Source organism: Streptomyces sp. NPDC093111, assembly GCF_040683955.1.
Taxonomy (GTDB): domain Bacteria; phylum Actinomycetota; class Actinomycetes; order Streptomycetales; family Streptomycetaceae; genus Streptomyces.
Map to the genome: position 1 here is coordinate 81,562 of NZ_JBFBNW010000027.1, position 24,739 is coordinate 106,300.

A 24,739-nucleotide genomic window follows, 5' to 3' on the forward strand; every position below is an offset into this window, starting at 1 on the left:
CTGATACAGGGCCAGTCTGCCACGACCGGGAACCGGCCAAACGGGTGAGGTCCTGTGGGCTGGCTCACAGCCCGCGCTCACCCTCCCACGGATTCCTCCGTTGGTCCAGACCTATTGACGCACTGGTCTAGTCCTCTTAATCTCCGTGTCACCTCCGAGGTGCGGCCCACCGGTGGTGCGCACTCCACGGGCCCAACACGAGCCACCCCCTTGTTCGTTGTGTTCTGCCTACCTCCCCTGGAGGAACCGAACGTGCTGTCCCCCACGAAGAAGAGAGCGAGCCTGCTCGCCTCCGGCGCCGCCGTCGCCGGGCTGCTGATCAGCTCCCTCGCCTCCGGCGGCGTCTCGTACGCGGCCGACAACGAGTCCTGTCGCCCCGACGGGCTCTACAAGACCCCCGGCGTCGACGTCCCGTACTGCTCGGTCTACGACACCGAGGGCCGCGAGAAGATGGGCGCGGACCACCAGCGCCGCGTCATCGGCTACTTCACCGGCTGGCGCGACGGCAAGAACGGCCAGCCCGCCTACCTGGCCAAGGACATCCCGTGGGAGAAGATCACCCACATCAACTACGCCTTCGGCCACATCGGCTCGGACAACAAGCTCTCCGTCGGCACGGACGGTCCGAACAACGCCGCCACCGGGATGACCTGGCCCGGTGTCGCGGGCGCCGAGATGGACCCCTCGTACGCCTACAAGGGCCACTTCAACCTGCTCAACAAGTTCAAGAAGCAGCACCCGAACGTGAAGACCCTGATCTCGGTCGGCGGCTGGGCCGAGACCGGCGGCTACTTCGCGGACAACGGTGACCGGGTCGACTCCGGCGGCTTCTACTCGATGGCCACCAACGCGGACGGTTCGGTCAACCAGGCCGGGATCGACACCTTCGCCGCCTCCTCCGTCGACTTCATCCGGAAGTACGGATTCAACGGCGTCGACATCGACTACGAGTACCCGACGACCATGAAGGACGCCGGGAACCCGCTCGACTGGCAGCTCGCCAACGCGCGCCGCGCCGGCCTCGTGCAGGGCTACGCGGCCCTCATGAAGTCCCTGCGCGAGAAGCTGGACGTGGCCGGCGCCGCCGACGGCAAGCACTACCTGCTGACCGTCGCCGCCCCCTCCTCCGGCTACCTGCTGCGGGGCATGGAGACCTTCCAGATGCAGAAGTATCTGGACTACGTCAACATCATGTCCTACGACCTGCACGGCGCCTGGAACGAGTACGTCGGGCCCAACGCCTCCCTCTTCGACGACGGCAAGGACGGCGAGCTCGCCGCCGCCAACGTCTACGGCTCGGCGCAGTACGGCAACATCGGGTACCTCAACACCGACTGGGCGTACCACTACTTCCGCGGCTCGATGCCGGCCGGCCGGATCAACATCGGCCTGCCCTACTACACCCGCGGCCACAAGAACGTGCAGGGCGGCACCGACGGCCTGTGGGGCAAGGCCTCCGCGACCACCTGCCCGGCCGGCGCCGGTCTGACCAAGTGCGGTGACGGCGCCACCGGCATCGACAACCTCTGGCACGACAAGGACACCAACGGTGTCGAGTCGCCGGCCGGCTCCAACCCGATGTGGCACGCCAAGAACCTCGAGAAGGGGATCGTCGGCGACTACGTCACCCAGTACGGCTTCCCGGCGAACACCACCCTGACCGGCACCTACGCCCGCAAGTACGACTCGACCCTGGTCGCGCCGTGGCTGTGGAACGCGCAGAAGAAGGTCTTCCTCTCCACCGAGGACGAGCAGTCGGTGGCCGCCAAGGCCGACTACGTGGTCAGCAAGGGCATCGGCGGCACGATGGTCTGGGAGATGGCCGGCGACTACGCCTGGAACGCCGCCAAGGGCCAGTACGAGATGGGCTCGACGCTCACCTCGCTGATGTACGACAAGTTCAAGACCGCCACCCCGTACGGCGCTAAGAAGTCCAACGCGACCCTGCCGAAGCAGGCCGTGAAGATCGACGCGCAGTTCACCGAGTTCAAGCTGGGTGACTCCAACTACCCGATCACCCCGAAGATCAAGATCACCAACAACACGGCGACCACCCTCCCGGGCGGCACGGAGTTCCAGTTCGACTACGGGACCTCGGCCCCGGCCAACGCCTCCGACCAGTCCGGTTTCGGCACCAAGGTGATCAGCAGCGACCACACGGGCAGCAACGTGGGCGGCCTGAAGGGCGACTTCCACCGGGTCTCCCTGAAGCTGCCGGCCTGGCAGTCGCTGGCCCCCGGCGCGACCGTGGACCTGGCGTTCAACTACTACCTGCCGGTCTCCACGCCGTCGAACTGGACGGTCACCGTCAACGGCACCGCGTACGCCCTCGCCGGCGACCTGGCGCGCGGCACGACCGTGGTGGAGCCGGGCGCGACCACGCCGCCCACCACTCCCCCGACCACCCCGCCCACGACCCCGCCGACGACTCCCCCGACGACCCCGCCCACCACGCCGCCGACGACGCCGCCCACGGGCTGTACCGCCCCGGCGTACGTGGCCGGCTCGGTCTACAACTCGGGCAGCCTCGTCTCCCACAAGGGCCGCAGCTGGAAGGCCCAGTGGTGGACGCAGAACGAGGAGCCGGGCACGACCGGCGACTGGGGCGTCTGGAAGGACCAGGGCGCCTGCTAGTCGGCACCACCTGAGAAACCCCCGGCGGCGGTCTCACGGCCCTTGCCGCCGCCGGGCCTCCCCACCGCGCCGCGCCCCCCTGTCCGGGGCGCGGCGCGGTCGCGTCCACGGCGCGGTTCGGGGCGGGGCGGGGCGGGGCAGGGCCGCGTCCACGGCCCGGTGCGGGGCGCGCGCGTCCACGGCCCTCCGCGGCGGGTTACGGGAAGAGCGCGTCCTGCGCCGCGTCGCGGGCCGTGAGCAGGGCCCCGCGCAGGATGCCGGCGTCGCCCAGGGTGGTGGCGCGCACCTCGGTGCGCAGCGGCGAGAGGGTGGCGAGCCGGGCCTCGACCCGGGCGGCGAGGGCGGGGCCGCCACGGTGGCCGGTCTCGCCGCCGAGGACGACGCAGCCGGGGTCGAGGACGGCGGCGACCGAGGCGGCGCCGATCGCGAGCCGGGCGGCGAGGGCGTCGAGGAAGCGCCCGTCGCCGGATTCGAGCGCGGTGGCGGGGTCGAGCCCGTACGAGACGGCGAGGGCGTCGACCGCCGCCGCGCAGGCCAGCTCGTCGAAGCCGCCGTCGCAGCCGTGGGCGGAGGGCAGGCCGGTGGTGCCCGGCACCGGCAGGAAGCCGATCTCGCCCGCGCCGCCGGAGGCCCCGCGGCGCAGCCGGCCGTCCAGGACGACGGCGGCGCCGATGCCCTGGCCGAGCCAGAGCAGCACGAAGGTGTCCTGGGCGGCGGCGGGGGCGGCGCCCTCGCGCAGTTCGGCGACGGCGGCCAGGTTGACCTCGTTCTCCACCAGGACGGCGGCGGGCAGCCGCCGCTGGAGGACGGAGACGAGCCGCCGGTGCCAGACGGGCAGCTTCGCGGTGTCCCGCAGTTCCCGGGTGGCCGGGTCGATGAGTCCGGGGGCGCCGACGGCGACGGTGTGCAGCCGGCTGGCGCCCGCCTCCCGCGCGGTGCGTTCGAGGAGCGCGACCGCCTGGTCGACGGCGGGTTCCGGCGCGGTGCCGTCGCCGATGGGGACGGTGGCCTCGGCGAGGGTGGCGCCGAGCAGGTCGGAGACCACCACGGAGACCGAGCGGGTGCGCACGTCGAGGGCGGCGAGGTGGGCGCGGTCGGCGACGATCCCGTACAGCTTGGCGTTGGGGCCGCGGCGTTCGGCGCCGGACTCGCCGACGACGTGGACGAGTCCGGAGTCCCGGAGCCGTTCGACGAGGTCGGCGACGGTGGGCCGGGAGAGTCCGGTGAGCGTCTTGAGCTGGGTCGCCGTCAACGGGCCCTCGTCCTGGAACAGGCGCAGGGCGAGCCGGTCGTTGATGGCCCGGGCGGTGCTCGGGGATGCGGCCATGCGGTGATCCTCTCAGACGTTCCGACGGCGGGTCCGCCCGCCTCCACTATTTATCAGGGAGGGTTCCTGATAGTTTACGCGGCCAGCAGCACACACCAGCTCCGGGGAGGGCTTCACATGGCGGACGGAACCGTCTTCAGCACCCAACGGCTCCGGCGGGCCCGCTTCGCCGTCGCCGCGGTCTTCTGCGTCCACGGCGCGGTCACGGGCAGTTTCGCGACCCGGATCCCCTGGATCCAGGAGCACGCCGGGGTCAGCGCGGGCCAGCTCGGCCTCGCCCTCGCCTTCCCGGCGATCGGCGCCTCTCTGGCGATGCCGCTGGCCGGCGCCGTCAGCCACCGCTTCGGCGCCCGCACCGCGCTGCGCGCCCTGCTCGCGCTGTGGACGCTCGCGCTGATCCTGCCCTCGCTCGCGCCGAACGTGTACGGGCTGTGCGCCGTGCTCTTCCTCTACGGCGCCACCGCCGGCATGTCCGACGTGGCGATGAACGCCCTCGGCGTCGAGGTCGAGAACCGGCTCGGCCGCTCGATCATGTCCAGCCTGCACGGCATGTGGAGCGTGGGCGCCCTGGTCGGCTCCGCGGCCGGCACCCTCGCCGCCCAGCTCGGCGTCGACGCCCGGGTGCACCACCTGACCGCCGCCCTGATCCTCACCGCGCTCGGCCTGGTCTTCTGCCAGGGCGTCCTCGACCTGCGCAGCACCCCCGAGGAGGAGCCGCCGCCGCGCTTCGCGCTGCCCCCGAAGTCCGCCCTGGTGATCGGCGCGATCGGCTTCTGCGCGGTCTTCGCCGAGGGCGCGAGCCTGGACTGGTCCGCGGTCTACCTCAAGGACGAGCTGGGCACCTCGGCCGGGCTCGCGGCCGCCTCGACCACCGCCTTCGCCCTGACCATGGCCCTCGCGCGGCTGGCCGGCGACCGGGTCGTGGACCGCTTCGGCGCCGAGCGCACGGTACGGGTCGGCGGTCTCGCGGCCACGGCCGGCGGGCTGCTCGTGGTCTTCGCCCCGCACGTGGCCCTGGCGATGGCCGGATTCGGACTGATCGGGCTCGGGGTGGCGGTCGTCGTCCCGCTCGCCTTCGCCGCCGCCGGGCGCAGCGGCCCGAACCCGAGCCAGGCCATCGCGGGCGTCGCCACCATCACGTACACCTCGGGCCTCATCGCCCCCTCGGCGATCGGTGGCATCGCGCACGCGACCTCCCTGGTCGTCTCGTTCGGCCTGGTCACGCTGCTGGCCTTCGGCCTGGTGCTCGGCGCGGGCGTGCTGCGGAACCGGACCCGGGCCACCGCGGGGGCGGCCGGGAAGGGCGCGGACGTCCGGGAGGGGGCTCACTGACCGGCGGCGCATTACCATGTGGCTGATCTTTTTCGGCCATGACCCGGCCATCGGAACCCGGAGAACTGGAGCGACCACATGAGCCTCGGCGTGCGCTGGAAACTGCACGGCGACGGGAGGACGCCGGCTCCGGGAGCCGTCGTCCGGCCGGACGAGCGCCTGTCCTGGCCCCGTACCGCAGGGCTCGGTGCCCAGCACGTGGTCGCCATGTTCGGCGCCTCGTTCGTCGCCCCGGTGCTCATGGGCCTGGACCCGAACCTCGCGATCATGATGTCCGGTGTCGCGACCGTGATCTTCCTGCTCGCGACCCGGGGCACGGTCCCCTCGTACCTGGGCTGCTCGCTCTCCTTCGTCGGCGTCGCCGCCGCGATCCGGGCCTCCGGCGGCACCAGCGCCACCGTGACCGGGGCGGTGTTCGTGGTCGGCGGGGTGCTCTTCCTGGCCGGCCTCGCGGTGCGGAAGTTCGGCGCGCGGATCATCCACGCGGCGATGCCGCCGGTGGTCACCGGCGCCGTGGTCATGCTGATCGGCTTCAACCTGGCCCCGGTGACGGCGTCCACGTACTGGCCGCAGGACCAGTGGACGGCCCTGCTGGTGATGCTGTTCACCGGGCTCGCCGTGGTCTGCCTGCGCGGCTTCTGGTCGCGGATCGCGATCTTCCTCGGCCTGATCTTCGGCTACGCCATCTCCTGGGTCTTCGACCTGGTCTTCGGCAAGATCCACTCGATGTCCCCGAGCGGCCAGGTCACCGACCACTGGCGGCTCGACCTCTCCGCCGTCTCCCAGGCCGACTGGATCGGCCTGCCCACCTTCCACGGCCCCAGCTTCGAGTGGTCGGCGATCCTGGTGGCGCTGCCGGTGGTCATCGCGCTGATCGCGGAGAACGCCGGACATGTGAAGGCCGTCGGCGAGATGACCGGCGACTCCCTGGACGACAAGCTGGGCACCGCGATCGCCGCGGACGGCGCCGCCTCCATGCTCTCCACCGCCGTGGGCGGCCCGCCGAACACCACGTACTCCGAGAACATCGGCGTCATGGCCGCCACCCGCGTCTACTCCACCGCCGCCTACTGGGCCGCGGCCGGCTTCGCGCTGCTCTTCGGCCTCTGCCCGAAGTTCGGCGCCGTCGTGGCCGCCATCCCCGGCGGCGTGCTCGGCGGCATCACCGTCATCCTGTACGGCATGATCGGCCTGCTGGGCGCCCAGATCTGGATCAACGCCAAGGTCGACCTGCGCAACCCGCTCAACCTGGTGCCCGCCGCGGCCGGCATCATCATCGGCGTCGGCGGCGTGAAGCTCACCTTCACCGACACCTTCGAGCTCGGCGGCATCGCGCTGGGCACCATCGTGGTCATCACCGGCTACCACGTGCTGCGCGCCTTCGCCCCGGCCCACCTCAAGCAGCAGGAACCCCTGCTGGACTCGGGCACCAGCTCCTACGAGGGCACGTCGGACGACGAGAAGACCGCCAAGCCGTAGGCGATTCGCCCGTTCTGGGGAAGCCGGGCGGCGGAATCCCTCCGTCCGGCTCCGTGGCTGCCACGCTGCACCCATGGCGCAGACGCAGCACTTCCCCGTCGGGCCCTTCACCGCCGTCGACCCCGTGGTGGACCGGATGCGGGCCTTCCGCTCGGCCTGGCACCCGGCCGACGGGGTCGCGGTGTTCAACCGGGTCTACCTGACCGTCACCGAGGAGATCGGCCACGCCATCGAGGCGGGCACCTTCGGCGACCGGCGGGCCGCCGCCACCCTGGACGTGCGCTTCGCCCAGCGCTACCTCGCCGTCGTCGAGGCGGTCGGCAGCGGCGCCCGGGCGCCCGCCTGCTGGCGCCCGCTCTTCCACTACCGCCGGCATCCCGGCGTACGGCCGCTGCAGTTCGCGCTCGCCGGGATCAACGCGCACATCGGGCACGACCTGGCCCTCGCCGTGGTCGACACCTGCCGGACGCTCGACTGCTCGCCGGCGGAGCTGGAGGACGAGTTCGACCGGGTCGGCGACATCCTCGTCCTCCTGGAGGAGCGCATCCGGGAGGAACTGATGCCGGGCCCGGACCTCCTGGAGGTCGCGGACCCGCTGACGCATCTGCTCGGCTGCTGGAGCCTGGACCGGGCCCGCGACGGGGCCTGGCTCGCCGCCCGCTCGCTGTGGCAGCTGCGGCGGCTGCCCGGCCTGGCCGAGGAGTTCACCGAACGCCTCGACCGGTCGGTGGGCCTGGTGGGGCGGATGCTGCTCACCCCGCTGGCCCGCCCGTAGACCGGGCCGGAGGATCAGTCCTCCGGCAGCTCGACCGGGGCGATCTCGTCGTACACGTCGCCCGGACCCGGGTTGGTGCCGTCCGTCGCACCGCCGAAGTGGTGCATCACACCCCAGACCGCGTTGAGCGCCGTCTGCACCGCGCCCTCGGCCCAGCCGGCCGTCCACGAGATGTCGTCGCCGGCGAGGAAGATGCCGCGCTTGTCCTCCGGCAGACGGTCCTGCATGAAGTGGGTGAACAGGCGCCGCTGGTAGCGGTAGTGACCCGGCAGGTTGGCCTTGAACGCACCCATGAAGTAGGGCTCGTTCTCCCAGGAGACGGTGACCGGGTTGCCGATGACGTGCTTGCGGATGTCGACGTTCGGGTAGATCTCGCCGAGCGACTTCAGCATGACCTCCATCCGCTCGTTCGCGGACAGCGGCAGCCACTTCAGGCTGTCGTCGCACCACGTGTACGAGAGGCAGATGGTGGCCGGCTTGTCCGGGCCGTCGTCCAGCAGGTAGGTGCCGCGGGTCATCCGGTCGGTCAGCGTCATCGACATGACGTCGCGGCCGGTCACCTCGTCCTTGTCCAGCCAAAACGGGCGGTCCACGGGCACGAAGAGCTTCGAGGACTCCATGTAGTGGGTCCGCTCCATCGCCGTCCAGTGGTCGATCGGGAAGAGCGAGTCGTCGCACGCGATCTTGGACAGCAGCATCCAGGACTGGGCGGTGAAGATCGCCGCCTGGTACGTACGGATGTCGCCGGACGCGTCGGTGACGGTGATCCGGTTGCCGGCCGCGCGGGTCAGGCGGGTCACGGCCGGGCGCGGAGTGCCCTCGTGCAGGGAGCTCAGCGAGGTGCCCTGGGCCCAGTGGACGATCTTCTCCGGCTCGCGCTCCCACAGGCGCAGCGGCAGCTGCTGGGAGCCGCCGACGATGCCGCGGTGGTGGTCGTCCGCCTCGGTGTAGACGACCCGGAGGATCTCCAGGATGGAGTTCGGGAAGTCGGTGTCCCAGCCGCCGGTGCCGAAGCCGACCTGGCCGAAGATCTCGCGCTTGCGGAAGGACTGGAAGGCCTCGGACTTGCAGAGGAAGCCGTAGAAGGTCTCGTCGTCCAGCTTCTCGACCAGCTTGGCCCAGATCTCGCGGATGCGCGGGACGTCCCGCTCGCGCATCGCCTGGTTCATGTCCGAGAAGTCGGCGCCCTCGTCGAGACAGGCGTTCCACGCGGCGGCGACGTCGCGGTAGATCTGCGGCAGGTCGTCGATGGTCTCGGCGTAGTGGGTCTCACCCTTGAGGTCGACGACGGTCGACGGGGTGGCCTCGGCCAGCGGGTTCGGGAACGGCGTGGTCTCCAGGCCGACCAGGTCGATGTAGTGCTGGAGCGCGGTCGAGGAGGGCGGGAAGCGCATCGCGCCCATCTCGGCCGTCAGACCCTCGGTCTCCGGGCCCTCGAAGCCGACGGTGCGCAGCCGGCCGCCGATCTGGTCGGCCTCGTAGACGACGGGCTTGAGGCCCATCTTCATCAGCTCGTACGCGGCGATGATGCCGGACAGGCCGCCACCGATGACGGCGACCTCGGTGCCGTGCTCGGTCGCGGGTATCTGGCCGAGCCCGGCCGGGTGGGCCAGGAAGTCGTCGTAGGCGTACGGGAAGTCCGGACCGAACATGGTGATCGGCGGCTGCTGCTCGTCGGCGTGCTCGACGGCGTTGGGCACGGTGGACGTCATGGGGTACGGACTCCTTGCGGGAAAAGAACGAAGCTGGGGAGGACGGGCGGGGGCGGCTCAGGCCCGGTCGTGGACCAGGGGGCCGTAGAGGCCCGGGCGCCGGTCGCGGAGGTAGGGGTTCTCCGCGCGGGAGGCCGCGAGGAAGTCGCTGTCGACGTCGCCGACGACGAGGTCCTCGCCCCGTCCGGCGCGGACCCGGGCGGTGCCGTCGGGGGCCGCGAGCGTGGACAGGCCGACGAACTCGAAGTCGCCCTCGGGGCCCGTCCGGTTGGCGTACGCGATGTACATCTGGTTCTCGAAGGCGCGCACCGGGACGACGGACTCGGGGACGACCTCGGCCGGGTGCATGAGCGCGGTCGGCACGAGGAGGAGGTCGGTGCCGGCCAGCGCCTGCGCCCGCACGTTCTCGGGGAACTCGACGTCGTAGCAGATCATCAGGCCGACGGTGAGGCCGGCGAGCTCCGCCTGGACGACGGCGCGGTCGCCGGGCGTGAACCACTTCAGCTCGAAGTCGCCGAAGAGGTGGGTCTTCCGGTAGTGCGCGAGCACGGCACCGTCGGCGCCGAAGAGCTGCGCGGAGTTGTGGAGCACCCCGTGCGCCGCGACGTCCCGCTCCGGGTAGCCGTAGCCGACGGCCAGGCCGTGGCGGACGGCGATCTCGGCGACGGCCCGCGCGGAGGGGCCGTCGGCGGGCTCGGCGAGGCGGGCGATGTCGGCGCCGATGGCGTAGCCCGTGAGGTACAGCTCGGGGGCGAGGAGCAGCCCGGCCCCGGCCGCCGCGGCGCGGCCCGCGGCCTCGTCGAGGATCTTCAGATTGGCGGCCACGTCACCGAGCTGTCCGGAGCTCTGGAGCAGGGCGGTGCGCAGCGCGGGCATCGGCGATCCTCGGGGCAGAAGGTGAGGGAGTAATTCAAAGGGAAGACGTCAAAAACGGTACGGTTTCGGGCTCTGTCGGGACAAGGCGAGACCGTTGCGGACCGACCGTCGAACCGTTGCGCGATCGTCGGCCTCGGCGGTGATTCGTTGCGTGCGGCCGCGACCAGGGTCGTACGCCTCCCCCGCCGCGCGGCGGAGGCGCGGACCGTTCCCCGGTCCGACGCCGTGGCGCGAGCGACGCGGAAGAGTGGTGGTCGTCCGGTTGACCTGCCGAAAGGACCGAAACGACATGAACCGCCGCACGAAGATCGCCGCCGTGGCCGCCGCTCTGCTGATCACCGCCGGAGCGGCGGGCGGCGCCACCGCCTCGGCCTCCGCCGACGGGAAGGGCCCGCACCGGGAGGCGGCGGCGCTGACCGGCACCGCGAAGCTCTACCGGCCCGCCGGCGACGACATCACCTTCTCCTTCGACGCGCACCTGGCGGCGAAGGACCGGAACAACCCGCTGGCCGCCACCGGCACCTTCCGCTACAGCCACTTCAAGGGGGACTGGGGCGGCACCGCCGAGGTGAAGGTGGACTGCCTGGCGACCGGGGGCAAGGCCGCCACGGTCACCGGCGTGGTCACGAAGACGGACGTGCCCGGTCTCCTGCACAAGCGGGTCGGGGTGTCGGTGTACGACGACGGCGGGCACGACCGGCTGGGCTACAGCTGGATGGCGTCCGACCCGACGAAGGACGAGGTCCCGCCCTGCAACAGCGCCGCCCCGTTCGAGCGGGTCAAGGCCGGCACCGGCGACTTCACGGTGCTGCCCTGGCAGTTCACGTACCCGACCGAGTAGCCGGTACGGGAGGGGTTACGCGGGCGAGCCCGAGGAGAAGCGCCGCAGCAGGGGCGAGAGCACCAGGACGGACTTGGTGCGCTCCACGAACGGCTCGCCCGCGATCCGCTCCAGGACGCGCTCGAAGTGGCGCATGTCGGAGGCGAAGACCTGGACGACGGCGTCCGCGTCACCGGTGACGGTCGACGCGGACACCACCTCGGGATACCGCTCAAGACCTCGCCGGATGTCCTCCGGCGAGGTGTTGTGGCGGCAGTAGATCTCGACGAACCCCTCCGTCTCCCAGCCGAGCGCCGCCGGGTCCACCCGTACGGTGAAGCCGGTGATGGCGCCCTCGGCCCGGAGCCTGTCCACCCGCCGCTTGACCGCGGGAGCGGAGAGACCGACGAGCGAGCCGATGTCGGCGTAGCTGCGGCGGGCGTCTTCCGCGAGGGCGTGGACGATGCGTTCGTCGAGGTCGTTGAGTCGCACTACGGGTGGATCACTTCTCTGCTGATGCCAGTCGGGAGCGGCGCATGCCGTACAGGAAGTAGAACACGAGTCCCGCGGCCATCCAGCAACCGAAGACCACCCAGGTGATCGCGTCGAGGCTGAACATGTTGTACGCGCAGAAGAGGAAGCCGAGCACCGGGAAGACCGGGCCGAACGCCACCTTGAAGGTGCGCGGCATGTCGGGGCGCGAGTAGCGGAGCACGATGACCGCGATGTTGACCAGGGCGAAGGCGAAGAGGGTGCCGATGCTGGTCGCGTCGACCAGCTTGCCCAGCGGGATGACCGAGGCGAGGGCGGCGCAGAACAGGGAGACGATCACCGTGTTGACGCGCGGGGTGCCGGTCTTGGGGCTGACCTTGCCGAAGACCTTCGGGACGAGGCCGTCGCGGGACATCGCGAACAGGACGCGGGTCTGGCCGTAGAGCACGGTCAGGACGACGCTGGCGATGGAGATGACGGCACCGGCGGCGAGCATGGTGCCCCAGAAGGTCTGGCCCGTGACGTCGTTCATGATCGCGGCGAGGGTGGCCTCGGAGCCCGCGAAGTCCTTCCAGTGCCAGGCGCCGACGGCGACCGCCGCGACCAGCACGTACAGGACGGTCACGATGAGCAGCGAGAGCATGATCGCCCGCGGCAGGTCGCGCTTGGGGTCCTTGGCCTCCTCGCCGGCCGTGGAGGCGGCGTCGAAGCCGATGTACGAGAAGAACAGGCTGGCGCTTGCGGCGCCGACGCCCGCCATACCGAGCGGCATGAAGTCCTTGTAGTTGCCGGACTTGAAGCCGACGAAGCCGATGGCGCAGAAGAGCACCAGCGCGGCGATCTTCACCACGACCATGATCGTGTTGACCACGGCGGACTCACGGGCGCCGCCGAGCAGGAACACCATCGCCAGCAGGACGACGATCAGGCCGGGCAGGTTGATCACGCCGCCCTCGCCCGGGGCGGAGGACAGCACGTCGGGGATGGTGACGCCGATGGTGCCGTCGAGCAGCTCGTTCAGGTACTCGCCCCAGCCGACCGCCACCGCGGCCACCGAGACGCCGTACTCCAGGACCAGACACCAGCCGCAGACCCAGGCGACGAGTTCGCCCATCGTTGCGTACGCGTACGAGTAGGAGGAGCCCGCGACCGGTATGGAGCCGGCCAGCTCGGCGTACGAGAGGGCCGAGAAGAGCGCCGTGAGACCGGCGATCACGAAGGACAGGGTGACCGCGGGACCCGCCTTGGGGACCGCGGAGCCGAGCACGACGAAGATGCCGGTACCGAGCGTCGCACCGATGCTGATCATCGTCAGCTGCCACATGCCGAGCGTGCGGCGGAGACTGCCGCCTTCGCCCTGTCCACCCTCCGCGACCAGGTTCTCCACCGGCTTGCGGCGGGTCAGGGCGGAGAGCCCGGAGGGCTTGCGGACGGTCGATTCCTCGACCGGGGGGGCTGCGCCATGGTCCAGCACTGCGGGGGCTCCTTATCGCTGCCTGACGATGGGGCGGGGACCGCGGCGGTACGCGGGCATGACTGAACAGCCCACGGGGGAAGGGGGAACCGCCGAGCAGGCGGTCGCCGCCACTCCTGGTACGGGGCATGAGCCTAAGGGCTGGAGCTTCGCACTCGTAATGCAGGGTTGTTGCGCACTGGCAGATGATCATTGCGCGCTAGCGGCGCAGACGGGGAAACATTGCGCTCCCCTGCATGAATCGACACATCAGGGGCATGGAGCGACCCGTGCGCGCACCTTGACTCCTTCGGGCGGATGGCCCACGCTGCACCCGCCTGAGACGGAGGCCCTCGTGAGCTGGCTGGAGCCCGCCCCCTTCCTTCGCGGCACGGCCTGGCTGGACGGCGACCGGCCGGTGCGCGCCGACCCCGCCGACCTGGAACGGCTGCCCTGGGACATCGCCGAGCGGGCCGCGCTGCCCATCGGGGTGCGGGTCGAGTTCACGGCCGCGCCGGGCACCCGGGCCGTGGAGCTGCGCTACCGGGCGGCGGTCCCCCGGCCGGGGGACGCGCTGCGCGCGCTGCGGCACGGCTTCGCGCTCTGGCAGGGCCGGCGCTGCCTCGCCGAGGTGTTCGCGGAGCCGGCGGAGGAGGGCGCGGTGCGGCTCGAACTCCCGGCCAGTGGCGGGGAGTTCACGGTCCACCTGCCGGAGGACCAGGCGCCGGTCGTGGGCGGCCTGCGGCCGGTCGGCGGCGCCCTGTCCCCGGCACCCCGACGCCCCCGCTGGCTGGTCCACGGCGACTCGATCACCGAGGGCTGGTGGTCGACCCGCCCCGCGCACTCCTGGCCCGCGACGGCGGGCCGGGCGCTCGGCCTGGACCCGGTCAACCTCGGCTTCGCGGGCGGCGCGCGCGGCGAACTCCCGCTCGCCGAGCACCTCGCCCGGCTCCCCGGCGAACTGATCACCCTCGCCTTCGGCACCAACTGCTGGTCCACCGTGCCCTGTTCGGCCCCGCTGCTCTACGAGACCACCCGCGCCTTCGTCGGCCTGGTGCGCCGCGGGCACCCCGGCACCCCGCTGCTGCTGCTCTCCCCCGTGCTGCGCCCGGCGGCCGAGCGGACCGGCAACGCCCTGGGCGCCACCCTCGCGGAGCTGCGGACGGCCATGGAGGAGGCCGTACGGGACCTCGTGGCGGCCGGGGACGCCCGGCTCGCCCTGCTGCCCGGCCGGCCGCTGCTGGGGCCCCGGGACCTCGCCGACGGGCTGCACCCCAACGACCGGGGCCACCGGCGGATCGCGGCGGCGGTGACCGGGGCGCTGCGGGCGACGGGGTTCGTGCGCCCGGGAACGCCACGGGCCCCCGGGAGGGATCTCCCGGGGGCCCGCGGTCGGCTCTAGAGGCCGGGGAGCGGTCAGCTCCAGCTGGCGTGCAGCGGCTTGCCCTCGGCGTAGCCGGCGGCGGACTGGATGCCGACGGTGGCCTTCTCCTCGAACTCGGCCAGCGAGCTGGCGCCGGCGTAGGTGCAGGAGGAGCGGACGCCCGCGATGATCGAGTCGATCAGGTCCTCGACGCCCGGACGCTGCGGGTCGAGGAACATCCGCGAGGTGGAGATGCCCTCCTCGAACAGCGCCTTTCGGGCGCGGTCGTAGGAGGACTCGTCGCTCGTGCGGTTCCGGACGGCGCGGGCCGAGGCCATGCCGAAGGACTCCTTGTACGCGCGGCCCTGGGCGTCGTGCTGGAGGTCGCCCGGGGACTCGTAGGTCCCGGCGAACCAGGAGCCGATCATGACGTTGGAGGCACCGGCGGCGAGCGCCATGGCGACGTCGCGCGGGTGCCGGACGCCACCGTCGGCCCAGACGTGCTTGCCGTACTTGCGCGCCTCGGCGGCGCACTCCAGGACGGCGGAGAACTGCGGGCGGCCCACGCCGGTCATCATGCGGGTGGTGCACATGGCGCCGGGGCCCACACCGACCTTGATGATGTCCGCGCCGGCCTCGATGAGGTCCTTGACGCCCTCGGCGGCGACGATGTTGCCGGCCACGATCGGGACGTGCGGGTCGAGCGCCCGGACCGTCCTGATCGCGCTGATCATCGACTCCTGGTGGCCGTGCGCGGTGTCGATGACGAGCGTGTCCACGCCCGCGTCGAGCAGCTGCTTGGCCTTGCCCGCCACGTCGCCGTTGATGCCGACGGCGGCGGCGATGCGCAGGCCGCCCTTGGCGTCGACGGCCGGGCTGTACAGGGTCGCGCGGAGCGCGCCCTTGCGGGTCAGGATGCCGACGAGCCGGCCGTCCTTGTCGACCGCCGGGGCGTAGCGGCGGTTGGCGGCGTCGAGGGTGTTGAAGGCCTCGCGCGGCTCGATGTCGGCGTCGAGGAGCAGCAGGTCCTTCGACATGACCTCGGAGAGCTGGGTGAAGCGGTCCACGCCGGACAGGTCGGCGTCGGTGACGACACCGATCGGACGCCGGTCCTCGTCGACGACGACACCGGCGTCGTGCGCCCGCTTGGGCAGCAGGGACAGCGCGTCGGCGACGGTCTGGTGCGGGGCCAGGACGATGGGGGTGTCCAGGACGTGGTGGCGGCTCTTGACCCAGCCGATGACGTCGGTGACGACCTCGATCGGGATGTCCTGGGGGATGACGACCAGGCCGCCGCGACGGGCGACGGTCTCGGCCATGCGGCGGCCGGCGATGGCGGTCATGTTGGCGACGACCAGCGGGATCGTCGTACCGGTCCCGTCGGGCGAGGAGAGGTCCACGGCCTGGCGGGAACCCACGGCCGAGCGGCTCGGCACCATGAACACATCGTCGTACGTGAGGTCGTACGGCGGCTTGACGTCATTGAGGAAACGCACGTGCTGACATCCCAGTCGTTCGGATCGGCCCCTAGGCATTTCAGCCAGGGGAAAAAGCACGTAGTTCATTGTCCCACGTCAGTACGAATACCAGCCCCGGGCGATTCATCCGAGGCTTCCGGGGGGTCTTTCGTCGTTTCCTCCGAAGACCTCCCCGAGGGAGAGGAACACGGCGAGGCGCGCGGGCCGCTCCTCGACGGCCGTGGCGAAGACGTCCTGGGCCAGCCGCCACTCGCGCGGGTGGGCCCCGGCGTACTCCTGCCAGCCGGTGACGACGAGCGCTACCGGCCCGGGCAGGTCGGTCAGGCAGTCGGCGAGGGCGTCCCAGTTGCGCCCGAACCAGTCGGGCAGGGCGAGCGCGGTGGCGCAGCGCTCCATGAAGGCGGCCTTGTCGGCGACCCCGTACAGGTCGAGGACGACGGGGGCGCCGAGCTCATCGAGCCTCATCCGCGACCACCTCCCGGAAGCTCTCGTAGTGGTCGTCGGTGTAGTACGCGTCCCCGTCCCGCCCGGTCACGATCCGCCGGGCCCCGCGGTCCCGCTCGCCGGGGGTCTTCACCGTGTACTCGTGGTAGTAGCCGCGCTTGTGCTGCGGCAGCACGCGCTCGAAGTTCGAGAACACGGTGCCGTCCTTGGCGTACGGGAAGGGGCCGCCGCTCCTGATCAGCGCGAGGGTCCGCCGGGCCTCGGCGGGCAGCGCTCCCTCGTGGATGACGGGGAGCCGGGAGAAGCGGGTCGGGGCGGCGCCCGGACTCCGCGTGCCCTGGGGCGGGGCGGCGTCCGTGGTGCGCGAGGGGCCGGCGGTGGCGGTGCTCGTGGCGGTGCCGGGTCCGGTGCCGGTGGCGCCGCCCGTCCCGCCGGAGCACCCGGTCAGCAGCAGCGCGAGCCCGGCCAGCAGGGCGAGCCCGAGCCGGGCACATCGCAGGATCATGCCCCGATGCTGCCACGCCTCCGCCGACACGAACGCCCCGCCGGGTGGACGGCGGGGCGTGTCGGAGCGGGGGTCCCGGGTCAGACGCCGTCCGGGTCCGCGCGGTCGAGGGCCGGGCGGGGGCCGGGGCTGGACTCGGTGAGCAGGTAGTCGGCCGCCGAGCGGTCCGTCACGAGGCTGGTGACCAGACCCGAACGGAGCACCGCGCCGATCGCCGCCGCCTTGCGCTGGCCGCCCGCGATGGCGACGACCTCGGGGATCCGGCGCAGCCGGTCCGCCTCGACGGTGATGCACCGCTCGCCCAGGTCGCGGCCGACCCGGCGCCCCTCCGTGTCGAAGAGGTGCGCGGACATCTCGGCGGCGACGCCCAGCGACGCGTAGTGGGCGCGCTCCTCGTCCGAGAGCATGTCGTGGACGGTGGAGATGCCCGGCTCCCAGGAGCCGATGGAGACGCAGGCGACCGTCACCTTGTCGAAGTACTCGAAGGCCCGCGCGATCCCGGTCTGGCTGCGCAGGGCGGCGGCGGTGGCCGGGTCCGGCAGCAGCATCGGGGCGTAGATCGGGTGCGCCTCGCCGCCGGAGACCTGGGCGGCCCGCCGTACCGCCTCGACCGAGCCGCGCTCGGCCGTGCCCGCGTCGTAGACGCCGGTGAGCTGGACGACGGTGCAGGGCGGCAGCCGGTCGAGCGCCGCCGCCATGTGGATGGTGGAACGGCCCCAGGCCAGGCCCAGGACGTCCCCCTCGGTGACCAGCTCGCCGAGCAGGTCGGCCGCGACCTCGCCGAGGTTCTCCGGGTCGGGCGACTCGTCCTCGCCCTCCGCCGGCGACTCGACGACGACGGCGTGGCGGAGTCCGTAGCGGGCGCGGAGCGCGTCCGAGCGCTCGGCGTCCAGCTCCGCCGGGACGCGGATCTCGATGCGCACGAGGTCGCGCTCCAGGGCGGTCTCCAGGACCCGGGCCACCTTGAAGCGGCTCACGCCGAACTCCTCGGCGATCTGGATCTTGGACTTGCCCTCGAGGTAGAAGCGGCGGGCCATGGCCGCCGCCTGCACGAGCTCCGCGGGGCCCATCCGCAGGGCTGACCGTCCCGCCGACATACCCGCCACCGCGATCTCCTCACTGCTGTTCACGTACGGCTGCTCACGTAGCGCGTGACACCCGCTGGTGCCACGTCACGCTGTCGTCACCGGGGCTGAAGTGCCCGGTTCCGTTCACACTCTGGACTCACCGTTCATCCTGTCAGATCCGGTGGGTCCTGTTCGGTTCTGTCGGCGGCCCGACGGGCCGCGTTCATGTACCGGAGGTCCGTTGGCGGCTCAGTGGCCACACGCCCACGCCGCCGAGGCGGTCGTGGCCTCGGCGCGGGCCCGCAGGGAGCGCACCGCGGCGGCCGGGTCGGCGGCGCCGTAGACGGCGGAACCGGCCACGAAGACGTCCGCGCCGGCCTCGGCGCACCGCTCGATCGTGGACTCCGCGACGCCGCCGTCGACCTGGAGCCACAGCTCCAGACCGTGCTTGGAGATCAGCTCACGGGTGCGGCGGATCTTCGGCAGCATGATGTCGAGGAAGGACTGCCCGCCGAAGCCGGGCTCGACCGTCATGATCAGGAGCATGTCCAGCTCGGGCAGCAGGTCCTCGTACGGCTCGATCGGGGTGGCCGGCTTGAGCGCCATGGACGCCCTGGCCCCCTTGGCCCGGATCTCCCGCGCGAGGCGCACCGGCGCGGCGGCGGCCTCCACGTGGAAGGTGACCGACCCGGCGCCGGCCTCCACGTACTGGGGGGCCCAGCGGTCCGGGTCCTCGATCATGAGGTGGCAGTCGAGCGGGGTGTCCGTCGCCCGGCTGAGCGACTCGACCACCGGCACGCCCAGCGTCAGGTTGGGCACGAAGTGGTTGTCCATCACGTCGACGTGCAGCCAGTCGGCCCCGTCGACCGCCTTCGCCTCCTCGGCGAGCCGGGCGAAATCCGCGGACAGGATGCTGGGATTGATCTGCGCCATGTGCCAAGCCTGCCATGTTCTTGAGCACTTCTTTGCCGCGAAGCGGTTCGCGGCAGAAGGAGGAGGTCACGTACTGGTACAGACCAGGTGATTCCGCCGCCCGAGTGTCAGGCGGTGCGGCGGATCAGCGCCAGATACATGGCGTCCGTACCGTGCAGATGCGGCCACAGCTGTACGTCGGGCCCGTCGCCGAGCTCGGGGACGCCGGGCAGCAGCGGCCGGGCGTCGATCAGCTCGGCGCCGCCCACCTTCTTCAGGACGTCGTCGACCACGACCCGGGTCTCGGCCAGGTGCGGGGAGCAGGTCGCGTACCCGACGACGCCCCCGACGCGCACGGCCCGCAGCGCCTCGGTGAGCAGCCCCCGCTGCAGCGGGGCGAAGCCGTCGAGGTCGGCGGGGCGGCGGCGCCAGCGGGCCTCGGGGCGGCGGCGCAGGGCGCCGAGCCCGGAGCAGGGCACGTCCATCAGGACCCGGTCGAAGACGCCCTCGCGCCACGGCGGGCGGGTGCCGTCGGCCGCGATGACCTGGTACGGGCCGGGGTTGCCGGCCAGCGCGCGCTCGACCAGCCGGGCGCGGTGCGGCTGCTTCTCGGAGGCGAGCAGGGCGGCGCCGCGCTCGGCGGCCAGGGCGCCGAGCAGGGACGCCTTGCCGCCGGGGCCCGCGCAGCCGTCGAGCCAGCGGCCGTCGGCGCCGTCGAGGGGGGCGTTGGCCAGGGCGATGGCGACGAGCTGGCTGCCCTCGTCCTGGACGCCCGCGCGGCCTTCCGCGACGGCCTGGAGGGCGCCGGGCTCGCCGCCCTCGGCCAGCTTCACCGCGTACGGCGACCAGCTGCCGGGCTCGGTCTCGGTGGCGGCCGCCAGTTCCTCGGTGGTGGACCGGCCGGGCCGGGCGACGAGGGTCACGGCGGGCCGCTCGTTGTCGGCCTCCAGGAGCGCCTCGATGCCGGCGCGCCCGCCGCCGAGGGAGTCCCACAGCGCGGAGACGATCCAGCGGGGGTGCGAGTGGACGACGGCGAGGTGCTCCTCGGCGTCGGCGTCGTACGGCGGCGCGACCCGCTCCACCCAGGTGTCGAAGTCGTCCTGGGCGATCTTGCGGAGCACCGCGTTGACGAACTTGGCCCGCCCGTCGCCCAGCACCACCCGGGCCAGCTCGACGCTGGCGGAGACGGCGGCGTGGCTCGGGATGCGGGTGCCCAGCAGCTGGTGCGCGCCGAGCGCGAGCACGTCGAGCACGGGCGGGTCGACCTCGCGCAGCGGCCGGTCGATGCAGGAGGCGATGATCGCGTCGTACGTCCCCTGGCGGCGCAGCGTCCCGTAGACGAGCTCGGTCGCGAGGGCCGCGTCCCGCCCGTCGAACTTCTCCGGTCCCTCCTTCTCCCGCGCCTTCTTCAGGAGCGGCGGGAGCACGAGGTTCGCGTAGGCGTCCCGCTCGTCCACCGCCCGCAGCGCCTCGAAGGCGAGGATCCGGACGGGATCCTTCTTGGGGCGCCGGTAGGGCTTGGGGGTACGGGGACGTGCCTGCTCGCTCAAAGGTGCTCCGCGTGAGAAATGAACCGGTGAAGAGGGGTGCCGAAGGAGGGGGTGCTCCCGGCGGACGGCCGGGAGGCGGACGGCCGGGGGCGCCGCCCCGGCCCTCCCAGCCTACGTCCGCCGCGGTGGCGTCAGACGCCGACCCGCTCCCCGGGCGCGATGCGGACACCGCGCGCCCAGTCGGCGGCCTTCATCGGCTTCTTGCCCTGGGGCTGCACCCACAGCAGCTCGACCGCGTGGGAGCCGGTGCCGACGTACACGTTGTTCTTGCCGACGGCCAGCTCGCCCGGGGCGAGGTCGGTGCGGTCCGTGACGAGGGCGGCCTGGATCAGCTTGAGGCGCTCGCCGCGGAACAGGGTCCAGGCGCCGGGGGCCGGGGTGCAGCCGCGGATCACGCGGTCGACCCGCAGGGCGGGGGCGGCGAAGTCGACGTGCGCGTCCTCGACCTGGATCTTCGGGGCGAGCGTGATGCCGTCGACGGGCTGCGGAACGGCCTTGAGGGTGCCGTCCTCGATGCCGTCCATCGTCGCGGCGAGCAGCCCGGCGCCAGCGAAGGCGAGCCGGGTGAGCAGGTCACCGCTGGTGTCGGTGGGGCGGACGTCCTCGGTGACCACGCCGTACACGGGGCCGGAGTCCAGGCCCTCCTCGATCTGGAAGGTGGAGGCGCCGGTGACCTGGTCCCCGGACATCACCGCGTGCTGCACGGGCGCCGCGCCGCGCCACGCGGGCAGCAGCGAGAAGTGCAGGTTGACCCAGCCGCGCGCGGGGATGTCGAGGGCCACCCGGGGCAGCAGCGCGCCGTACGCGACGACCGGGCAGCAGTCGGGGGCGATCTCCCGCAGCCGGGCGAGGAAGGCCTCGTCGCGGGGCCGGGCCGGCTTGAGGACCTCGATCCCGGCCTCCGCCGCCCGCTCGGCGACGGGGCTCGCGACGAGCCGCCGGCCACGGCCCGCGGGCGCGTCGGGGCGGGTGACGACGGCGGCCACCTCGTGCCGCCCGGAGGCGAGCAGGGCGTCCAGGGCGGGTACGGCGACCTCGGGGGTACCAGCGAAGACGAGCTTCACGCGGGAAAACCTCGCATCTAGGGGCGAATGGTGGCACCTGCCCGCCCGAGCGCAGCCGAGAGCTCGGGGGAGGGCAGCGCACCAGTCTAGGCCGGGTCGCGGGGCGGGGCGCGGGGCGGTCTCGTCGGGCGGCGTTCGAAGGGGGCGTACGCGGGGACGAGCGCCCTGCGCATATGCGTGTACGCCCCCGCAGCGTGACCCAACCCCGGGTGGCGCGTTGGTCAAGAGAGATTGACCGAATCGGGTCGCCCCTCCCCCAGCGGCCCGCCCCTTTTCACGCCGGTTCGAGAGGCTTATCCATGGCCGACCACGCAACCCACGACGCCCAGGCCCGGGCGAGTCTGCACCTGCTGGTGCGGGACATCGAGCGGGTCCGGCGGCAGGTGGACGCACTGCGCACGCTCACGGCCCAACTGGGCAATGTCTACCGCCCTCGCCGCTCCGCCCCGTCCACGGGCTTCGTCGTCTACGGGCGCGCGCCCGCCCCGACCGTCCGCCTCGCCCAGGAGCTGCGGGACAGCGTCGAGACCCTGGTGACGGCGGCGGTCGACTTCGACCGCTCGCTCGGGTTCTCGTGGGACGCGGTGGGCTCCGCGCTCGGAGTCACCAAGCAGGCGGTGCACCGCCGCTACGGTTCCCGTCGCGCCCCGCAGCCGGGCGCCGCCCTGGAGCCGGAGCGCGCGGCCGAGCCCGCCGCGCCCCGCACGCTGCCGGTGGTGCCCCCGGCCCGCAGCATGCCGCCGCAGCCCACCTCGGGCAGCCAGACCCTCCGCGAGGAGCAGCGTCCGCCGGCCTTCCCGGCCCCGCGCAACGGCTGAGCCGCCCGCGGCCCGAAGGCCGCCGGTCGCGCACGGGACGCGACGGGCGGCCTTTCGCCGTGCGCGGGCACCCTCGCCCGGGGCGCTCAGCCGATGTCCGGCGGATCCACCCGCACCCGCACCGGCTCGCCCCCACCGCGGGCGAGCCGGGACGCCTGGGCGTGCTTCAGGGCCAGGGCGAGGGCGGCGCCGCTGCCCGGCGGTACGCGGATCAGGGCACGGTCCCACTGCTCGCCGGGCGGGGTGTCGCCGGGCCGCCGAGGGCCGCCGAGGCGGGTGACGGGGAGCGGGACGGGGCCCAGGATCTCGGCGTCGGGCGGCAGCTCTGCGGCGGCCAGGAAGGCCGCCAGGGCGTCCGGGGGGGCGGCGACCGCGGCCATCCGGGAGACCGGCGGGAAGCCCAGCTCGGCCCGCTCGGCGAGCTCGCGCTGGGCGTGGCCGAAGGGGTCCCAGCGCACGAGGGCCTGCACCGGCCGCAGGGTCGGCTCGGCGACGACCACGACGGTGCCGCCGTCCTCCTGGCCGCGGACGAGGGCGGCCGCGTCGATCCACCGCCGCAGCGCCTCCTCCCCGGCGCGCAGGTCGGGCCGGCCGAGCATGGCCCAGCCGTCGAGGAGCAGGGCCGCGGCGTAGCCGCCGTCGGCGACGGGCTCGGCGCCGGGGGTGCTCACGACGAGGGCGGGACGGTCGGGGACCCGGTCGAGGACGTGGTCGCGCCCCGAGGTGCGCACCGGCACGGCGGGGAAGGCCCGGCCGAGCTCCTCGGCGGTGCGCCGGGCGCCGACGATCTGGGCCCGCAGCCGGTTCGAGCCGCAGGCGAGGCAGTGCCAGTCGTCCGCGCCGCGCCCGCACCAGCCGCAGTGCAGGGCCTGCTGCTCGGGCGCTTCGAGGGGCCCTGCGCAGTGCCGGCAGCGGGCGGGCGTGCGGCAGCGCTCGCAGGCGAGCCGGGGCACGTAGCCGCGGCGCGGCACCTGCACGAGCACCGGGCCGGTCTTCAGGCCCTCGCGCACGATCTGCCAGGCCAGGGTGGGCAGTCGGGCGGCGCGGGCGGCCTCGTCGCGGGCCAGGTCGGTGTCGCCGACGGTCCGTACGAGGGGGGCGGCGGCCCGTACCTGGTCGCGGCCGGCGGCGAGCGGCTGGGCCCAGCCGGACTCGACGAGCTGGGCGGCCTCGACGGTGCAGCTGGTGGAGCCGAGCAGGAAGGCGCACCGGTCGTGGGCGGCCCGCAGCAGCAGGACGTCGCGGGCGTGCGGCTGGGGGGCGTGCGGCTCGCTGTGGCTGGTGTCGCCGTCGTCCCAGATGACGGCGAGCCCGAGCTCGCGGACGGGCGCGAACATCGCGGCCCGGGTGCCGACGACGGCCCGGACGGCGCCGCGCCGGACGGCGAGCCACTGGGCGTACCGCTTCTCGGGACCGGCCTCGGCCGTCAGGAGGGCGTGCCGCCCGTCGCCGAGGAGCGCCGTGAGCGCCTGGTCCACGCGGTCGGCGGCGCGCCCGTCGGGGACGACGACGAGGGCGCCGCGCCCGGAGGCGAGGGTGGCGCCGACGGCGCGGGCGATCTCCTCGGCCCAGTGCGGCCCCGGCAGCGCGTTCCAGACGGCCCGGGGCGCCCCGCCGCGCGCGAGGGCGTCCAGGAACGCCGCCCCCCGCTCGTACCGCCGCCAGCTCCCCGCCTCGGGCGCGGGCGGCGGCGGCAGCGGCGCGGGCGAGGGCCGGCCCTCGGCGCGGGCGCTGCGCGGCGGCACGGCGAGCTGGAGCACGTCGGCGAGGCTCCCGGCGTACCGGTCGGCCACCGCGCGGGCGAGCGCGAGCTGCTCGGGGCCGAGCACGGGCTCGGGCGAGACGACGTCGGCGAGCGCGGCGAGCGGGCCGGAGTAGTCCGAGTGGGCGCGCCGCTCCACGAGGAACCCGTCGATGAGCCGGCCGCCCTCCCGCCGCCCGCCCCTGACCTGGTGCGCCCCGGCCCCGAACCGCACCCGCACCCGCACACCCGGCTGGGCGGCCTCGTCGAGCTCCTCGGGCACGGCGTAGTCGAAGAACTGGTCGAGGTGGAGCACGCCCTTGTTCACCACGACCCGCGCCACCGGCAGCTCCTTGGCCAGCGCGGCCCCCCGCCACGTCCGGGGCTTGGCCCGCGGCACCTTCGCCGTCCGCACGGTCTCCCGGATGAGCGCGAGCTGCTCGGGCTCCCCGTCTCCCACGGCCTTCCCGTCCTTCTCGTTCTCGCTGCTCACAGCCTCATACCTACCAGACGCCACCGACAGTCCGGCGGACACACCGAAGGCCCGGCACCCCGCAAGGGGTCCCGGGCCTTCGTACGACTGCTGTGGGGCGTGGGGTCAGATGCCCGCGGCCTTCTTCAGCGCGTCGACGCGGTCGGTGCGCTCCCAGGTGAAGTCGGGCAGCTCGCGGCCGAAGTGGCCGTAGGCGGCGGTCTGGGAGTAGATCGGGCGGAGCAGGTCGAGGTCGCGGATGATCGCGGCCGGGCGGAGGTCGAAGACCTCGGCGATGGCGTGCTCGATCTTCTCGGTCTCGATGGTGTGGGTGCCGAAGGTCTCGACGAAGAGGCCGACGGGCTCGGCCTTGCCGATCGCGTAGGCGACCTGGACCTCGCAGCGCGAGGCGAGGCCCGCGGCGA

The 24,739-nt window shown here is 73.1% G+C and carries 21 protein-coding genes; 7 read left to right on the plus strand and 14 right to left on the minus strand.

The features are described 5' to 3' along the window. Positions 1-252: 252 nt before the first annotated feature. Entirely contained in the window at positions 253-2,634 is a 2,382-nt protein-coding gene (locus AB0Q96_RS34695) for a chitinase C-terminal domain-containing protein (RefSeq protein ID WP_365332549.1), read from the plus strand. Positions 2,635-2,830: 196 nt separating this feature from the next. Here AB0Q96_RS34695 and AB0Q96_RS34700 read toward each other — a convergent pair whose 3' ends face one another. After that, positions 2,831-3,961, minus strand: coding sequence for an ROK family transcriptional regulator (locus AB0Q96_RS34700; protein ID WP_365332551.1), 1,131 nt, complete (start codon positions 3,959-3,961; stop codon positions 2,831-2,833). A 117-nt stretch (positions 3,962-4,078) separates the two neighbouring features. Here AB0Q96_RS34700 and AB0Q96_RS34705 point away from each other — a divergent pair, with 117 nt between their 5' ends. The 3 genes from AB0Q96_RS34705 (at position 4,079) to AB0Q96_RS34715 (ending at position 7,547) form a co-directional block, all read left to right on the plus strand. After that, positions 4,079-5,293 carry an MFS transporter gene (locus AB0Q96_RS34705; RefSeq protein WP_365332553.1) on the plus strand — a complete coding sequence of 405 codons (1,215 nt, stop codon included), beginning with the start codon at positions 4,079-4,081 and terminating at the stop codon, positions 5,291-5,293. A 78-nt stretch (positions 5,294-5,371) separates the two neighbouring features. Beyond that, positions 5,372-6,772: a solute carrier family 23 protein gene (locus tag AB0Q96_RS34710; protein WP_365332555.1), complete on the plus strand. Its 1,401-nt coding sequence runs from the start codon at positions 5,372-5,374 to the stop codon at positions 6,770-6,772. A gap of 73 nt (positions 6,773-6,845) precedes the next feature. Then, positions 6,846-7,547, plus strand: coding sequence for a DUF5995 family protein (locus AB0Q96_RS34715; RefSeq protein ID WP_365332557.1), 702 nt, complete (start codon positions 6,846-6,848; stop codon positions 7,545-7,547). A 14-nt stretch (positions 7,548-7,561) separates the two neighbouring features. Here AB0Q96_RS34715 and AB0Q96_RS34720 read toward each other — a convergent pair whose 3' ends face one another. Both AB0Q96_RS34720 and AB0Q96_RS34725 read right to left on the minus strand, forming a co-directional pair. Further along, a complete protein-coding gene (locus AB0Q96_RS34720) occupies positions 7,562-9,259 on the minus strand; it encodes an NAD(P)/FAD-dependent oxidoreductase (RefSeq protein ID WP_365332559.1) in 1,698 nt (565 codons plus the stop codon). Between the two features lie 57 nt (positions 9,260-9,316). Beyond that, positions 9,317-10,135, minus strand: coding sequence for a carbon-nitrogen hydrolase family protein (locus AB0Q96_RS34725; protein WP_365332561.1), 819 nt, complete (start codon positions 10,133-10,135; stop codon positions 9,317-9,319). Between the two features lie 289 nt (positions 10,136-10,424). Here AB0Q96_RS34725 and AB0Q96_RS34730 point away from each other — a divergent pair, with 289 nt between their 5' ends. Then, positions 10,425-10,976 carry a Repetin gene (locus AB0Q96_RS34730; protein WP_365332563.1) on the plus strand — a complete coding sequence of 184 codons (552 nt, stop codon included), beginning with the start codon at positions 10,425-10,427 and terminating at the stop codon, positions 10,974-10,976. 15 nt (positions 10,977-10,991) lie between these two features. On the opposite strand, the gene AB0Q96_RS34735 is transcribed toward AB0Q96_RS34730, so the two are convergent. Together AB0Q96_RS34735 and AB0Q96_RS34740 are read right to left on the minus strand one after the other, a co-directional pair. Next, a complete protein-coding gene (locus tag AB0Q96_RS34735; RefSeq protein WP_030691274.1) occupies positions 10,992-11,447 on the minus strand; it encodes an Lrp/AsnC family transcriptional regulator in 456 nt (151 codons plus the stop codon). A gap of 10 nt (positions 11,448-11,457) precedes the next feature. Further along, the gene (locus AB0Q96_RS34740) at positions 11,458-12,921 is read right to left on the minus strand and encodes an amino acid permease (protein WP_365332565.1); all 1,464 of its coding nucleotides are present in this window, start codon (positions 12,919-12,921) and stop codon (positions 11,458-11,460) included. A 334-nt stretch (positions 12,922-13,255) separates the two neighbouring features. On the opposite strand from AB0Q96_RS34740, the gene AB0Q96_RS34745 reads away from it, so the two are divergent. Then, the gene (locus AB0Q96_RS34745) at positions 13,256-14,302 is read left to right on the plus strand and encodes a GDSL-type esterase/lipase family protein (protein WP_365332567.1); all 1,047 of its coding nucleotides are present in this window, start codon (positions 13,256-13,258) and stop codon (positions 14,300-14,302) included. 14 nt (positions 14,303-14,316) lie between these two features. Here AB0Q96_RS34745 and AB0Q96_RS34750 read toward each other — a convergent pair whose 3' ends face one another. From AB0Q96_RS34750 to fmt, 7 genes are all read right to left on the minus strand, one after another. Further along, positions 14,317-15,759, minus strand: a complete 1,443-nt coding sequence (locus tag AB0Q96_RS34750) for a GuaB1 family IMP dehydrogenase-related protein (RefSeq protein WP_365332569.1) — start codon at positions 15,757-15,759, stop codon at positions 14,317-14,319. A 105-nt stretch (positions 15,760-15,864) separates the two neighbouring features. After that, positions 15,865-16,206, minus strand: coding sequence for a barstar family protein (locus tag AB0Q96_RS34755; RefSeq protein ID WP_365332570.1), 342 nt, complete (start codon positions 16,204-16,206; stop codon positions 15,865-15,867). After that, the gene (locus tag AB0Q96_RS34760) at positions 16,193-16,690 is read right to left on the minus strand and encodes a ribonuclease domain-containing protein (RefSeq protein WP_365332572.1); all 498 of its coding nucleotides are present in this window, start codon (positions 16,688-16,690) and stop codon (positions 16,193-16,195) included. Before AB0Q96_RS34760 ends, AB0Q96_RS34755 begins: the two co-directional genes overlap by 14 nt. Before the next feature lie 80 nt (positions 16,691-16,770). Continuing rightward, a complete protein-coding gene (locus AB0Q96_RS34765; protein ID WP_365332574.1) occupies positions 16,771-17,820 on the minus strand; it encodes a sugar-binding domain-containing protein in 1,050 nt (349 codons plus the stop codon). Between the two features lie 186 nt (positions 17,821-18,006). After that, positions 18,007-18,690, minus strand: a complete 684-nt coding sequence (rpe, locus tag AB0Q96_RS34770) for a ribulose-phosphate 3-epimerase (protein ID WP_365332577.1) — start codon at positions 18,688-18,690, stop codon at positions 18,007-18,009. Positions 18,691-18,797: 107 nt separating this feature from the next. Continuing rightward, positions 18,798-20,219 carry a transcription antitermination factor NusB gene (locus AB0Q96_RS34775; RefSeq protein ID WP_365332579.1) on the minus strand — a complete coding sequence of 474 codons (1,422 nt, stop codon included), beginning with the start codon at positions 20,217-20,219 and terminating at the stop codon, positions 18,798-18,800. Between the two features lie 131 nt (positions 20,220-20,350). Next, complete coding sequence (gene fmt / locus AB0Q96_RS34780) at positions 20,351-21,283, minus strand: methionyl-tRNA formyltransferase (protein ID WP_365332581.1); 933 nt, start codon at positions 21,281-21,283, stop codon at positions 20,351-20,353. A 299-nt stretch (positions 21,284-21,582) separates the two neighbouring features. Here fmt and AB0Q96_RS34785 point away from each other — a divergent pair, with 299 nt between their 5' ends. Then, positions 21,583-22,101 (plus strand): hypothetical protein, encoded by a 519-nt coding sequence (locus AB0Q96_RS34785; protein WP_365332583.1) that lies wholly within the window; start codon positions 21,583-21,585, stop codon positions 22,099-22,101. Between the two features lie 86 nt (positions 22,102-22,187). On the opposite strand, the gene AB0Q96_RS34790 is transcribed toward AB0Q96_RS34785, so the two are convergent. Continuing rightward, complete coding sequence (locus AB0Q96_RS34790; RefSeq protein WP_365332585.1) at positions 22,188-24,335, minus strand: primosomal protein N'; 2,148 nt, start codon at positions 24,333-24,335, stop codon at positions 22,188-22,190. A gap of 105 nt (positions 24,336-24,440) precedes the next feature. Next, positions 24,441-24,739 (minus strand): methionine adenosyltransferase domain-containing protein (locus tag AB0Q96_RS34795; RefSeq protein WP_365332588.1); only part of this gene is annotated, 299 nt, incomplete at its 5' end.